Source organism: Streptomyces sp. NPDC048643 (assembly GCF_040650615.1).
Classification (GTDB): Bacteria; Actinomycetota; Actinomycetes; order Streptomycetales; family Streptomycetaceae; genus Streptomyces.
This window is the reverse complement of the sequence record NZ_JBEZHO010000078.1, coordinates 1-14,827: the sequence shown is the minus strand read 5'-3', so window position 1 is coordinate 14,827 and position 14,827 is coordinate 1. Positions and strand designations below refer to the sequence as shown.

Here is a 14,827-nt window from a genome sequence, read left to right as displayed (position 1 = left end):
TGACGATGCAGACGAGTTCGCCGCTGCGCAACGTCGCTTCGGCTGTGGGAACGGCGGCTTTGACTGCGGCCATCTGCCGGGCGAGGTTAACCGCGCGCGTCGGTGTGCTGGCCATAGAAGGTCTGGGGGCGCCTGCGCGGGCCGACGGTGGTGGTGGAGAGCAGTCCCGTGGCGCTCATACGCTGCTGGGTCGCCGTGTCCTTCATGCGGCTCGCGTAGCGGGTGAACGAGTGTTGCAGGGGGCCGGGGTCGAAGGATTTCGTGAGGCAGGAGTAGACGGTGTCCAGGCCCTGGGAGTGCATCCGGGACAGACTGTCCATGGTCGCCGCGAGTTCGCGGAACCAGTTGTTGAACGCCTGACGCCGCTCAGGGTATTCGTTCCACTTGTCGGTGAAGTTCTCCTCCTCGTGGGCCGGGTTGGCAACCCACCACTGGTCTTTGCGACGTTCGATGAAGCCGGGCATGGCATTGAGCACGTTGCGCAGGGCGGTGAACAGGTCGTCCTCACCGCGGTAGGCACGGCCAGCAAGGGTAGTGAGGAGGATGGACGGCGGGCGGTTGTCGATGTCCTCGGCGAAGTAGGTCATGCAGTGCCACTTCAGAACCTGCACGAGACGCTGGAGGGTGCTGCGGATGTGCCAGACAGGCACATCCGCGATGGAGGCGCGCTTCTCAAGGAGAGCGTGGGAGAGTTCGGAGCGGGTGCCGAACCAGTGGGCGTAACCGATCGGGTTGCCGTGTTGCCACTCGTGCAGGTTCTTGTCCGTCAAGAGGATGCCGGTGGGCTCGTGTTCATCGTCCGGGATGGCCGGCAGGACGTCGAGGTGGAAGCCGGTGTACCCCAGGGTCCAGCAGCGGCGGCGGGATTCCAGGCTGCTGGGGCCGTCGGCGTGGCCTTGGTTCCGCTTCCAGCGGCGGTAGGAGATGAGCTGGTCGCCCACTCGCTGCTTGAGCTGGTCCTGGGTGGTGCTGATCTTGTGCAGCGGGATACGGCAGACGAGATCGATGTCGTACTCGCCGGTGAGTGTTTGGGGGCGCACGACGGTACCGAGGAGGAAGGATCCCTGCGAGTAGATCTGGTAGTCCGGGCTCGCGTGCAGGCCGAGCCAGGCGCCGACGTCCTTGTAACGGCGAACAGCGGTGTCGTAGAGGTCCGGGGAGATGTCGAGGGTTTCCACCGCGCCGTCGAGCAGCATGGACAGCATCTGTTCCAGGGAGTCGGTGTCGGCCTCCCGCATCGGGTGGAGCGTGTTCACGTCATTCCTCACGAGCGGGGTGGCAGGGCATGTATACGGGGGCGCGGTGGTCGCAGAAGGCGCGGTGGACAGCCGGCGAGACGTCGCGGCTGACGTGGCCTGCCAGTCCGGAGAGAGTCTGGGTGTCGACGTTGTCGAGCGCGAGGGCTCCGGTGGGGACGGTCGGGTTGAGGCGCAGGACGTTGTCCTTGCCTATGAAGTGGCGCACCTGTTTGGCGGCGCTTTCGCTCTGGGCCCGCATAAGGACTTCAACTGCGTCGCCAGCCCAGGGCAGCAGCCCGCCGCGGTCGAGACGGCGGTGGCGACTTCGGACGTCGGTGGTGGTGCCGAGACTGAAGACCTTGATGGCTTCGAGGGGGACGGACAGCGGTCCGACCGCCTCGGTGAGCGCGACCATGGTGGGGTTGTTCGCCCACACGCCTCCGTCGACGAGGCGGGCTCCGTCCAGGGGCATGCCGGGCAGGTAGGTGGGTGCGGCGGAAGTCGCGAGCGCGACGTTGACAGCCTTTTCTCGCCAGTCCCGCTTGAGAGTGGGCAGGTGCGGGGTCCGGAAAAGGTAGACGTCGTCGGCAGCGATGTTGAACGAGGTGATCACCAAGCGTTTGGTGCTCTCCCCGAAGGTCCGTTCGCCGAAGACGTCGCTGAGCGCCGCTCGCAGGGGCTCAGTGCTGTACTTCGCGCGAAGAAGGTGTCGCAGGCCGCGCATCCTGGAGCGGTCGCGGAAGATCCGCGGGCCATGCTCGGTGTAGAAGGCGAGGATCTGGCGGGGTGTCAGACCCAGGCCGAGGCCGAGCGCGATGATGCCGCCGGTCGAAGTGCCGGCGATGAGGTCAAAGTGGTCGGCGACGCGAATGTCGAGGTCTTCCTCAAGGCGGGCAAGGACCGCCGCGGAGAACATCCCGCGGAAGCCGCCGCCGTCCAGGGCCAGGATCTGGAAACGCTCAGCCAGTGCAACCGCCCCCGTCACGCGGATCGTTGAAGGGCCGCTGCCGGTCGGAGCGGATCTCCACTGTCGGGACTACTTAATATCACGACATAGATTTCCGCGCGTGTTTCCGCATTTTGGTCGTAGGGTCGTGTCGGGCCGCGCCGCCCCGGAACGTGCGGGGCCTGCGCGATCCGCCAAGATGTGGAGACCAAGATCAGGCAGGCCAGGCAAGGGGAGATATGAGCACGCAGGCGTTCGAGAGGACACGGCTGCGGACCGCCCGTGAACTGGCCGGGCTGAGCCAGACGCGGCTTGCTCGCGAGGCCGGACTCACGTCCGCCGCCATCAGCCAGTTCGAGAGCGGGGCCGCGCGCCCTAGCCCGGAGACGACCGGCGTGCTTGCCCGGGTCCTCGAGGTACCGCCGGCGTTCTTCGACGAGGCGATGACCGACAGCCACGACGGCTTCTTCCGCTCGCTGCGCCGGACCTCGGTGACCGACCGCCGCCGTGCCCGGGCGATCGCCCACGTCGCCCACGATCTCGCCGTCCACGCCTCAGCGTTGGACCGCTTCCGTGTCGCTGACGTGCCACGCCTCCCGGTGAGCAGCCTGCAAGCGCAGTTGGCGGAGATCGAGAAAGCCGCAGCCCGAGTGCGGTCGTTGTGGGGACTTCCTCCTGGGCCAGTCGCGAACGTCGTGGAGCTGCTGGAGAGCCACGGGGTCGCCGTGACGCGTCTACCTCTCGACAACCGCGAAGTGGACGCCTTCTCCCTGCCGTTTCCCGACCATCCCGTCGTCGTCCTGGGAAGCGACAAGAACGATCGCGCCCGCTCCAGATTCGACAGCGCGCACGAACTCGCCCACCTCGTCCTGCACGGCGAGCAGATCTGGGGCGTCAAAGAGGTCGAGACACAGGCCCACCAGTTCGCAGCGGCCTTCCTCATGCCCGCCGATGACATCCACGACCAGTTGCCGACCGCCGTGGACTGGCCCGCCCTGTTCCAACTCAAACGGCGCTGGCAGGTCTCGCTCGCCGCCCTGCTCATGCGGGCACGGACGCTCGGACGCATGAGCGAGAGCGTCTATCTCACCGCCATCAAAGCGGCCTCCGCCCGCGGGTGGCGCCGCGTCGAACCGGTCCCTCTCGGCCGGCCGGAGCAGCCCATGCGGCTCCTGGCCTACCTCGCCTCCGCCGACAGCACCCCCGCCCGCTCCGTCCTGCCGCCCCAGATCGTGGAGAGCCTCCAGACCGCGTCGGCGGTATGACCCGCACTGCGCGATCCGGTGAAAACGCGGGAATGCAACGCCGTGCTGACCGTCGGCTTTGGTCTCGGCCGCATGCGACAACCACACGTCAGAGCAGACCGACCATGGCCAACGCCGATGCTGTGTCTGCGGGTTGGTAAAGCACGTGCCCGTGTTCAAGGCTTTTCAGCTGCACGCCGCCCTTGGGAACGAGATCGGCGTGGAAGGTCGACCACGCGCGACAAACCCGGCATACCTCGCCCGTCAAGAACGGGCGCAGCAGGTGCAGTTCATGTGTGGAGTCCCGCAGGTAGAGGCTGCCGGGTTCCAGGTCGTGCCTCCAGGAGGTGGCAGCCTTGGTCGGCACAACGGGATGATCCCCCGTCAGCTCGCGATACCGGACGTCAGCGGTTTTGGCGAGGGTGTCCCAGCGGGTCTCGGTGACGTGCCAGAGGGGGAAGTCGGCAAGAACCCGGGATCGTTCGACGAGCAGGGTCAGGTCGGCGAAGGCTTCTGTCACCGCGAGCGGAAGATCGATGGGGTCAAGGCGCCGGAGGTGGGCATCGTCGTTGCGGCGTTCACTCAGCCGCTGGCGTGCGTCGGCAGCTTCTGGGGCTGCCAGCAGAGAACGGATGCTGTGGATGGGGTGCTGGTCCGGCAGTTCGCGAAGTTTGCGGCTTGTGGCTGCCTCCTGCATCACGGCGGCCCAGTCACCGAAGCCGGGGCCGCTGCGCCCGCTGGTGAGCTTCTCCTTGATCGCCGCAGTGGAGCCCAGCGGGACCCCGTCTTCCCACGCGAGCGCCAGGGTGACCAGCGCCATGTAGCAGAGCAGGATTTCAGCGGTATCCAGGACAGCGTTGTAGGCCGACCGTTGATCGCCGGCGCTCATGCGGGCTTCAGTTTCGCGCCAGCGGTAGGCGACGGGAAGGGGAAAGCGCGTACGCACGGTGTGCCCCAGGTCGTCGAGCAGAGTTGCGGCTTCCACGCGCAGGCGCAGCCCACGGCCCTGGTCGATGATCCTTTCGCGAGCCTGTGCCGCTGTTTTGTTCGTGAACGCGGACTCCAGCAGCGCTTCTGCCTCTTTGGTCCAGGTCTCGAGTCGGTGGCGGGCAGCATCAAGGTCGTCGAGTGCCGTGGCCAGGGCACCGTCCGGCTGCGGCACGGGCAGTTGCCGTAGCCGCTTCACCGTAATGTGGAGGGTGGATCTGCCGACCAGTCGGTCGGCTAGCGGAGTACGCAGAAACTGAGCGACCAGACGGATCTGCTGCAGCGTGGTGGCGGCACGGGGGCGCAGGGCAACTGTCCTGTGGGAAGGCGCGGCGGGGAGGTCCTGCTCGGTCACCTCGGCAACGATCAGACCTGGCGGATCGCTTGGTCCGTGGATCTCGCGGAGGATGAGGTCGCCTGGTCGCAGGAGGTATTCGGGCGGAGCTTTAACCCAGTAGCTGTCCTCGGCGGGCAGCGCGATGGAGCCGTCTCGCCGCACGTCACGACCTCCCAGGAGCCTGACGACGCCGGGCTGCTCCTCAGAACTGATCCAGTGGGAGTGCCCTGTCATGTCGATGCGGGGGACGGTCTCGTACAGCTCACCCAGCGTGGTGAGGCTGCCGAAGCCCGCCAGGTCGGCTTGCTGCGACACGACGTCCGGATGGTGACGGTCGAAGTCGAGACTCTCTGCAGCGGGCGGGAGGTCACGGAGGACGTAGCCGTACCGGGTACTACCTCCTCCGCGCTTGAGCAGGATCTGGAAGTCCTTCTCGGCAGACGCATTGTCGTCCCCGCGCGGCGCCCGGAAGATCTTCATTGGAGGCCGGTGTTCCTGCTTGGCCTTCAGGAAGACGGCAGCCACGACGAAAGCCGGATGGACCTGAGGAATCACACCCGTGCTGTAGATGACGGCCAGGATGTCCCAGTACTCGGCCAGCGTCCTGCGCAGCTCTGCCGCACGCGGTGATTCCGAGACCCAGAGTTCGGCAGGGGTCAGGACCGCCATGCCGCTGCTGGCGTCCGCAGGACGGCATGCACGCAGAACATCGTCGTACACGTAAGGGGACACATCCCGACGCGACGTCCGAACGCCGGTGCGGCGCTGCCATGGCGGTACGAGGAGAAGCGGGCCCTGCCTCAGGAGACATGCAGCGCGGTCACCGAGATCCTGCCAGGTCGGTTCCTGGACGGAAGACCACTCCGAGGGCGGTTTGAAGGAGGGCTGGCCTTCTTCCGAGCTGGTGGTCAGCACCGTCACGGAACCCGGTGCCAGATGCACGAACGCCATCTTGAGGATGCGCTCGAATGACGGGCTGAGTGATCCGTTCCCCTCGGGCATCCTGCCCCGCTCCTCCCCCTCGGGCCGTCCGCACAGGTCGACAAACGATCCGGCGATCCCGCCTCCCGGTATACGAGCGGTGATCCTACCGTCGGACAGAGGGCGCGAACGCGGCGCTGGGGGCGTACGAGTAAGACCGCCTCCCTTCCCACACGGGCATCGGGGTGCACTGCCTGCGTCTGGGCACCGGCGATCAACTCGCCATGTAATCCGGCCTGTTCTTGCGGCTGCCCGCGCACACCACCTCCTGGGCATACTGCATGCTCCACTGTCGCCGCGCCCTCCAGCGGGCCAGGTCCGCACCGTTTCCACCTCGGCCCTTCTGGGAGAAGTGGCGAGGGCCTCGGACCAGACCGATGCGAGCGGCACATGGACACCCGGCTGGGGCGCGGCACGAGGCGCGGCCCGCCCGATCACCGGCAGCCTGGGTCGGCAATCCGGCCCGAGCATGAACGACCTTCGGGTCCAGGCGCACGACAGGGATTGCAGTCCTGTAGGCATTCGGCGCCTGATCACGTTCGATCACACCAACGGGCTCAGCGCACGGATCCCCATGGACGAGCCGTGCTGCATGCCCCCACCCCTCAACACCCCCGCCTGCGCTGCAGCCACCGCGGAGCCTTCACCACCGGCACCCCTCGACCACCACTACCGACGTCTCCTCAACCCTGAGCAGTCAACGCTCCTGTTGAGGAGACCACGGAGACATCCCACAAAGCCACAGGTCAAGCCAACTCACAGAGACACACTCAACCCAACACCAAAGCTACCCATCGGCAACTTCTATCGAGCACCGCTCTCTAAAACTGAGCAACAGCCTGGTCAGCACCCAAGGACTGCCCACTTCCAAGAGATCCGCAACACCCACCAGGACATCGAACAAGAATAGAACACTCCGTCCACCCTTGATAACCGACTCACCCTATGCACCCTGAAATGTCCGCACGGAGTGAGAGTTCGTCGTTGCACCGGACAACACGCACCCTCTCAGCGGTCGGATGCGTGAACGGCGGGGCTCATCGGCCTCATCCCGCCCGCGGGATGAGGCCCGGTCTCGAAGTGCGGCTCTAGACCGGGCCGCTCTTCCCTGCCGAGGACCGGCCGGCCGGTCCGCAGGTCGGCGCCCGGTGCCGTAGAGAGAAGGTGTTTTGAGCTGCAGGAACGGGGTTACTCACGTCTGTGCGACTCTTGGTGCGCCGTGGAATGGGAACCCCTGAAAGGGACGGTCAGGGGAATCGCCGGTTGGGGCCGGCGAACCGACGGCGTCGGCCCGCTCCAGAACCCCGCCCCGGGTTTCGCAGCGGGCGATCCGACGCTCCCACCACCAGGCACTCACCCGAGTGACGCTCCCTCATGGCGATCGCGCTCGACAGACGGCAGGTTGGTGACGTGGCGGCCTGGTACGTCCCACCCGATTCCGCAGTGCCAGGCCGCCATCATCGCTTCGCCACGGAAGCAGACGCTCCTAGGCGGAGCATGTAAATGCCTAATGTTTACAATCTGTAAAATTACGCAACGACTGCTGCAGGAAATCACTGGTATAAGATTGCCTGTAGCTTCCACTCACAATGCCAACAGCCCTTGCCTCATCAGCATCAATGAGCCTGATGTTTCCTGACGGGTCTTCAGCCGCACCAAACTCTCCGAAATTCTGCCCAGGCCATACCGAATTCGGCAGGTGATAGATTTCGGGTTCAGCAGGGAAGGCAGAGAGTAGGCCTTCTTCATGGTTGATAATTTCCCATGATCCATTCAAAACCTGCGCATCGTCACTGTAGACGGGGAATCTATAAGCCGTAGCATGTCGAGGATTCACTGAATCCAGAGAATCGAACCTGTCCCGGAAAATTCCGAGCGCAACCCCGAATCTGTTGCGCGCCACAACGATCACCGCTCGCCAGCCATCAACCGAGGGAACTGCCAGGATATCTCCAGGCTCGGGCCTAACTGCGTTCCCTGCCGATTCGATCGATAGCCGAGAAACGCCCCCATCGGACAAATCTACCAGGGTAGCCATCCCGCTATTAATGAAGGACAATAGGATAGCCGCTAGCTCAGACGGGGACCCACCGACCCCATTTCCCTCGTCGAACAAACCAGCAAGGATGTCGGCTGCGTCGCTAAAAATCGAATCATCCAATTCAGGCACCTTGGAGTCTTCCGGCCCGGAGTAGACCGAACCATCCACTAGGGTGACCTCAAAGGCGAGAGGAGTGGAATAGATGCCATCCGCCGACCACTCCAAAAGCTGGAGGAACTCCTTCAACGACGGAAGACTACCCGTCATTTCCGAAAATTCCGATACGATCGCCACTAGTTTCGATTTCACATCGTCGCCACTCACGGACATCCTCCATTCTTGAACGACTCATACGCCAGGTAGCCAGGCACCTTCTCGGCCTTCATTGGATTCTGACGGTTCCCCCTGTAGTTGTTGCCATCCTCTCCGATGTAAGTTCCCAACTCATCCGTCATTCGCTGCTCGAGAAGACGGGATTGTCCGTAAGTCCGAGTTCCAGGAAAAACATCAATCCTGTCACCGTTTGCAATATTGTAGCGATTGTTGTTCTTGCCGTGACGAGCCTGAACAGTGGCCGGCGTCTGATTTGGGCCGAACATCCCACTGTAATAGGGCACATTATTCCTATCCACTAGCACATAGTTACTGTACCCCGGTCGGTCATATCTATCGAGGTCGAAGCCCGGTCCACCAGCATTATGGACGAGCACGGGGGTCTGCCCCGCCAGTACATAGTACGTGTGCAGGTCGCCGACGGTAAGATTGTATGTTCGAGCGTGCCCGATGTAGATCCGATTGGCCCTCACGCTCACGGTTCTGCCGTCGTCGCTAAGCAGTGTCATGCCAGGCGCGAGAGAGGATGCTTCTATCCATGCGCGCTCAGATGGCGACCAGAACGGGTGCTCGTAAGTGGCGGTGAGGCGCTCAATTCCGTCTGACGTCTCAATGGAGAGCTCACTGAATTTTTTGTCATCTTCAGTAACGATGAGACGCTCTACTTTGCGGGGACCCTTCTCGCCCGACCGCGGGTCAGCGGCCTGCACTCGGTCACCGACTTTAATTTTCTCGATGCTCTTAGTCGTGCCGTCAGCCATCAGCACTTTAGTGCCAGCAAGGAAGCACTTGCAGTGCGAAACTACCTCTTCGCCTACTTTCGCCGCTTTACCTGCCGGCGCATCTGGAACTGTTTGCGCTTTTTCAGGAACTGAGGCAAAAGCAACGCCCACCAAGAGGTCAAGTACATCCCACCATGATCCGTGACTGTAGTCCTGATCATCCTGGCCAGGAGTACACCCTGGATTGAAACTTCCGGAATAGCACGGAGTCCCCATCGAGTCGACGCCTACCTGATCTGAATCAGGATCGTCGGGCCCCTGCTTTACATTGCTCTTTTTTCCGCTGCTACTGGCGTGAGCCGTACCGGAACAACTCTGGCATGGCCAAACTATTCCTCCACCTGGCGTGCCGTCACCGTTCCGATTGCTACCTCCGTTACCGGTACTCGGGCCGTGCGGCTGACCGTCGGGGCTACAGAAGGGCGGGCAGCCCTTGTTCGGGACACCGCCGAAGCCGCCGCCTCCGTCTCGTTCGTTCTTCGTGCCGGTGGGGTCGCTGTTGCTGATGGGGCTGTTGTTGGCATAGCTGTAGCCGTTGAGGGATTGGTGTTGGTCGGGGCTGAGTATGGGGTCGACGCTGATGAACTGGCCGATGGCCGGGTCGTATTCGCGTGCCCCGATGTGCGTAAGGCTCGTCGTCTCGTCCGCTGGCTTTCCGAGGAAAGCCTTGTCGTCGGGCCAGGTGGTGGGCTTGGTGCCGCGAGACGCGCCGAATGGTGTCGAGTAGCGCTTGGTGATGGCGTAGGTGGTGCCGTCGAAGGCGAGGCTTGCGGTTCCGTGAGGGTCGGAAGCAAGGAAGCTGAGCTTCGTGCCGGATGTACCAGCCTTCGCAGTGCGGACGGCGATCGTCTGGCCGTTCGCGGTGTAATAGCGCGTGCCGGTGACGCTCTTCGTGCTGCCCTGGACAGTCAGTCGGATCTCTTGTCCGCCGAGGTAGAGGACAGTGTCGCCGTCTCCCTTGGCACGGCGGATGAGGAGTGCTCCGCCTGCGTCGTATAGGTAACTGGATTCCTTAGTGTTCTCGGTGGTTTTGGCCAGCCTGCCTTCGGTGTTCCAAACGAGGGTCTGTTGTGCGGTGGGGCCGGGGCGTGTTGTGGTATTGCCCGAGGCGTCATAGGTGTAAGTGCCGGTGGTGGCCCCTGTGGTGTTGTCGAGAGTGTGAGGCTTGATGTCAGTGGTGGCGTCGTACTGATACGTGGTGGTGCTGTCGCCACTGGTGGTGTGTTTCGTCTCGGTCTTGCGCTGGCCCGCGGCGGTGTAGGTGTAGGACGTCCAGTAGGGTGCTGCGCCGTCGATGTTGGTCTTGGTCCGGCCTGTGACGGCGCAGTCTGCTGTTTTCGGAGTCCAGGCTTCGGCGATGCGACTGTTGCCGTCGTAGGTGAAGCACTGGTTGTCGGTCTTGGCAGTACCACCCTGCGTGGAGGCGTCGAAAATCGACGTGACGTTGCCTGCGTCGTCCTGGGTATAGGTGGCGTCCTGCGGCATGTAGCTGTGGACGTCGTCGGTGACGAAGGAGCGCTTCAGACGGCGAGTGCCGTTCTCGTACGCCCAGTGGAGGTAGACCTTTTTGGCCGTGTCTCCTGGACTCATGCCGAGGTTGAGCTGGGTCAGGTCACCCTCGGGCGTAAATTGGGCGCCCTGCAGCAACCCGGTCACGCCGAGTGAGGATGTCTGCTGGCCTGTGGCGTTGTATTTGTAGGAGACGGTCTCTGAGGGGAGCCCGCCTGCGGCTGGCTGGGCGTACTGGCTGACTGTGCCGTCGATCTTGTAGCTGGTGGAGAAGTTAAGCGTCGCGGGGACGCCGGCGCTGACGAGCGGGTCGGTGGAGGGCAGGATCAGCTGGCTTGTCGTCGCCCGGTAGAGAGGGTCGTAGGCGGTGACCTTCTGCGTGTAGGCCTTGCCTGCTGTGCCGGCGCCGCCTTCGTAGCGGGTGGCGGTGTCCGGCTGCCCCTTCGCGACGGCGTCGAAGCCCCAGGCGGCGAGCTTGTTGGCGTCCGTCTTGTCGACCTGCCACATGCCGGTCTTGCGGCCGAGATCGTCGTAGGCGTAGAGGAGTTTCTTGCTGGCGTCCCGGTTGGGGGTAGTGCTGATGACCTGGTCGAGGTTGTTGTACTCGGTGGCGTTGTAGCCCTTGTCCGGGTCGGTCGAGGTGGCCTGGCGACCTGAGAGGTCGTAGGTGTAGGACCAGGTGGTCTTGTCCGGGCCGGTGATGGTTTCCTGCTGGCCCGCGTGCGTGTACGTGTAGCCGGTGGTGGTGTAGTCGGTGCCGGTTGGTTTGGGGCCGGCGTATTCGCGTCGTTCGGTGGTCTGGCCGAGGGCGTTGGTGGTGACGCCGGTGGCGTGGCCGCCGTCGGGTGCGCTGACCGAGACAGTGTCGCCGGTGTAGGTGGTGTCGATGGTCCAGCGGGGGACGTTGTAGTTCTTCGTCACCGTCTGGACGGCGCGTCCGGCGCCGTCGTAGGTAGTGTCGGTCTGGGCAGGAGCTGCTCCGCCTGCGGTCTGCACGGGCTGACTGGACGGTACGGAGGTGTCGTCCCAGATGTCGCCCTGCGCACTGATGGCCAGTCCGCGGTTGTCGTAGAGGGTCAGGGACACGAGCCGGCCGCCAGAGGGGCTGGGTGTCTGGACCTGGCGGCTGCGCAGGAGCGAGTCGAAGAACTCGTAGGTGGTGTTGTAGGCGGTCGCGTCACCGTTGAGGGTCCCGGTGGACACCCAGGACATGGCCGAGTTGGTGACGTGGTAGTCGTAGACGTAATTCGGCGTCTTGTTCAAAACAGTGGGGCGGTTGGGCAGCCAGGTCTTGGTGACCCGTCCGAGGCCGTCGTATTGATTCTCGGTGATCTTGTCGTTGGGGTCCGTGAACTTGAGGACAGAGCCGGTGGCGAAGTCGAACGAAGACGTGGCCTTGAACTTGCCCGCGTCGGTGACCTCGCTCGCAGTCAGCGGGCCAGTCGCAACGGGTGTGTAGAGCGTCGAGGAGACGGGCAGGTCATTGGCGTCCTTCACGATCGTGGGACGGCCCAGGCTGTCGTAGTCAACGGTGCCGATCTTCTGCCAGCTCGGTGTCCCGTCGGCGGCGTAGCTCTTGGCACGGCCAGTCCACTGCACTTCGCCCTTGGTCGGGGTCTGCGTGGTTGTGTAGGTCTTGGAGTCGAAGACGGTGGCCGTGTCCGAGATGACGTCTCCGGGACGGGTGGCGTCGGTGGGCAGGTCGAGGTCTGCGTTGAGGGTGGCGCAGGGCTTGGCGACCACTCGGACGCGGGAGATGAGGGTGTTGATGCCGAGGGTGTCGTTGCGGGCGTAGGTGTTGCGGGTGCAGGTCTCGTCGCCGCTGACGTCGTCGTCACCGCGGTCTTCGACCCTGGACGTCATGCCGTACTCGTCGTAGGTGTTGAGGGTGGTGCGGACCCGGTCGTGGGGGGTGATGCCGCCGGTCACGTTGGTGCGGGCGTGGCTGGCTGCGGTACGGACGTAATAGGCCTCGGTGTCGGCGTACGACTTGTGCTGGGTGGCTGTCTTCTGCGACCAGGGGTCGTTGATCGTGCCGGAGATCTCGTCGGAGCCGTTGTAGGTGACCGCTTCGCGGCTGAAGCCCGCGAACTGCTCAGAGTCGGTGATCTTGGCGGCCTTGATCCCGGTCACGTCGGCGCTCTTGCGGGCGTCGGCGTCGGGGGTCTTGCCGTCTGAGCCGAGGACGCGGTCGCCGTTCATGCCGCGCATATAGACGGTAACGGTCTTTAGTTGGTCGTTGGCGCTGTTTCCGGTGAGGTGGGTGACCTTGCTGAAGCCACGCCAGATCGACCAGGTGCGTTCCTTGGCGGGGGTCATCGGGTCGTCGTTGTAGTGCCAGGCTCCGCCGCCGGAGTACTGGTAGGAGTTCTGCACCGATTGCGAGCCGCCGAAGGGGTCGTTGGTGCTGACCGCGGTGACGGGGTACTTCTGGAACCAGTCGAGGATCGGCGTCTTGCCGCCGTTGGGTGACCAGTACACGGGGTAGCAGCGCTTGGTGTTTTCGTCGACCTTGGGCATGGTCTGCCCGGCGACGCAGTCCGCCTCAGCATAGGTGACGGTTGTTTGGGCTCCGGCTTCGGAGGTCACGGTGTAGAGGCGTGGTTTGTCGAGGGAGAGGATGTTGTCCGAGGCGCCGTCGACGCGGTTGGGCAGGAAGGTGTGGGTGAACTTGACGGGGTCGAGGGAGACTTCGGTGCCGTGTTTGCCGGTGTGCTTGATTTCGTCGAGCCAGAGTGACTGGTCGGTGGAGTCGCCGGTGTCGCCCGGGTCGAGGTATTGCTGCTTGAGCGTCCAGGTGTCCACGCCCTCGAACCCGGGGGTGGTGGCTGCGGCGTTCCAGGCGTAGGTGGTGATACTGGTCAGGCGTTTGCGGGTGAAAAAGGTGGGGGCGACGTTGCCGGTGCACTTGTCGCCGTCCTTGCAGATGGCGTCGAAGGGCACGTCGGGCCAGCTGTCGCGGTTGTCCTCGGTGAGGGAGTCGCAGGTGCTGATCGAGGGGTCGCAGCGTTCGTCGTACGAGAAGACGACCTTGTCGGACGCGGCGGGCGAGCCGGAGAAGAGGGTACTGGCCCGCTGGCCGTAGCGGATCTCCTTCAGGTAGCCGCCGCGGGTGTAGTCGCTGCCCGTGGTGTCGTCGCCGAGCTTGTCGTAGTTGTTGTGTTCGTCGGTGTACCAGTAGGTCATGGCGTTGGCATGCGTGTCCTCGACGTAGTCGAGGTTCCAGCGCCAGGCCTGATTCTTGGCGCGGCCGGAGAACGATGTACCGCTGCTGTAGCCGGGTTCGCCGTCGTCGTCGCCGAAGACGGGGACGGTCCACACGGAGTTGGTGCGGTCGCTGGCGGCCGCGCCGGCGAGCTTGTTCTGGCCGAATACGTACTTGGTGCCATCGCCCGTGATGACGGTCCAGAACTCGCCCTTGCCGTCGCCCTTCCCGGCGGAGATGTCGTCCCCGTCGTCGCCGTTGTCGGCGCCCGTGGAGTGGGTGACGGTGGAGGCGTCGTCGTCCTTGAGGCGCCAGGTGCCGGTGGTGTCGTCCTTGACGAGTTCCGTCGCTTTGCCGTCGAGGACTAGGGAGGCGTTCTCGTACTTCCAGCACTGGTCGTACTTGTCGCTCTGGCCGTCGTCGTCACACGAGCCGTACTTGCGCTCGATGTAGGACGAGGTGAGGTCGAAGCCTTCGCCTATCTGGCTGCCCTGGTTGTTGGTCGAGGCGGTCCGCCCGTCCACGGCGCCGGAGTCGTAGGAGATGTCCAGTTGCGGGGAGGGACCCGCGGCCGCAGGCGGTGTGCGCAGCGGGTAGGACCAGGTGAAGGTGCCGGAGGAACCGCCGGCCGACCAGGTGGAGGAGGCGGCCAGGGGTGTGGCCTTGTAGTCGCCGCCGCCGGACTGGGTGCCGGCGGCGACGGCCAGCACCATCGTCTGGGGGGATTTGGAGGGAGTGAAAGCAAGGGTGGACGAGAGGTTCTCGTGTCCGCGGTCGTTGTCCGAGGTGAGCAGGTCGGAGGTGCGGCACTTCTGCTTGTCCGGCGCCATCAGGGCACATGCGGGCAGGCTGCGTATTTGGAGCCGGCCGGCCCAGTCACCGCCGTAGGCGGTGGCGAAGGCTTTGTAGCCGATGCCCAGGCGGGCTTTGCCACCTGTCGTGGGTCCGGTGACGGCGAGGACCACGCCCTTGACGCCGAGCCGCTTCGCGGCAGCCTGGTCCAGAACCTTCACACTGACGGCTTTCGCGACCGGGGGGGTCCTCGTGGCTTCGCTCGCCTGCGGTGCGGTGAGCGTCAGCGGAAGCGATCCCGGTTCGGCCTTCGCCGTAGCAGTCTTGGTCAGCTTCAGAGTGGCGGAGCCGGCGCCGGGCCAGGTGACGGTGCGACGCTGGTCGGTGCGGGCACGCCGGGAAGCGGCACGGTCGGCTGCGGCCGACTCCTTG

6 protein-coding genes are annotated in these 14,827 nt (G+C 64.3%); 1 reads left to right on the top strand and 5 read right to left on the bottom strand.

Features of this window, described 5'->3' with window-relative positions; genetic code table 11:
* Positions 1 to 86: 86 nt before the first annotated feature.
* Positions 87 to 1,256: a nucleotidyltransferase gene (locus tag AB0C62_RS40090; protein ID WP_362981976.1), complete on the bottom strand. Its 1,170-nt coding sequence runs from the start codon at positions 1,254 to 1,256 to the stop codon at positions 87 to 89.
* 1 nt (position 1,257) lies between these two features.
* Entirely contained in the window at positions 1,258 to 2,223 is a 966-nt protein-coding gene (locus AB0C62_RS40085; RefSeq protein WP_362981974.1) for a CBASS cGAMP-activated phospholipase, read from the bottom strand.
* Positions 2,224 to 2,423: 200 nt separating this feature from the next.
* Between AB0C62_RS40085 and AB0C62_RS40080 the strand changes: the two genes are divergently transcribed.
* Positions 2,424 to 3,449 (top strand): XRE family transcriptional regulator, encoded by a 1,026-nt coding sequence (locus tag AB0C62_RS40080; protein ID WP_362981972.1) that lies wholly within the window; start codon positions 2,424 to 2,426, stop codon positions 3,447 to 3,449.
* 88 nt (positions 3,450 to 3,537) lie between these two features.
* Here the strand turns inward: AB0C62_RS40080 and AB0C62_RS40075 are convergent, their stop codons facing one another.
* The 3 genes from AB0C62_RS40075 to AB0C62_RS40065 form a co-directional block, all read right to left on the bottom strand.
* Positions 3,538 to 5,754 carry a hypothetical protein gene (locus tag AB0C62_RS40075; RefSeq protein ID WP_362981970.1) on the bottom strand — a complete coding sequence of 739 codons (2,217 nt, stop codon included), beginning with the start codon at positions 5,752 to 5,754 and terminating at the stop codon, positions 3,538 to 3,540.
* A gap of 1,486 nt (positions 5,755 to 7,240) precedes the next feature.
* Positions 7,241 to 8,098 (bottom strand): hypothetical protein, encoded by an 858-nt coding sequence (locus AB0C62_RS40070; protein ID WP_362981968.1) that lies wholly within the window; start codon positions 8,096 to 8,098, stop codon positions 7,241 to 7,243.
* On the bottom strand, positions 8,095 to 14,827 hold a 6,733-nt coding region (locus AB0C62_RS40065), incomplete at its 5' end, for a polymorphic toxin-type HINT domain-containing protein (protein WP_362981966.1). The genes AB0C62_RS40065 and AB0C62_RS40070, both read right to left, overlap by 4 nt.

Bases quoted from the DNA above. Each gene is read 5' to 3' on its own strand.
- AB0C62_RS40080 (WP_362981972.1), top strand. From the start codon at position 2,424: ATGAGCACGCAGGCGTTCGAGAGGACACGGCTGCGGACCGCCCGTGAA.
- AB0C62_RS40075 (WP_362981970.1), bottom strand. From the start codon at position 5,754: ATGCCCGAGGGGAACGGATCACTCAGCCCGTCATTCGAGCGCATCCTC.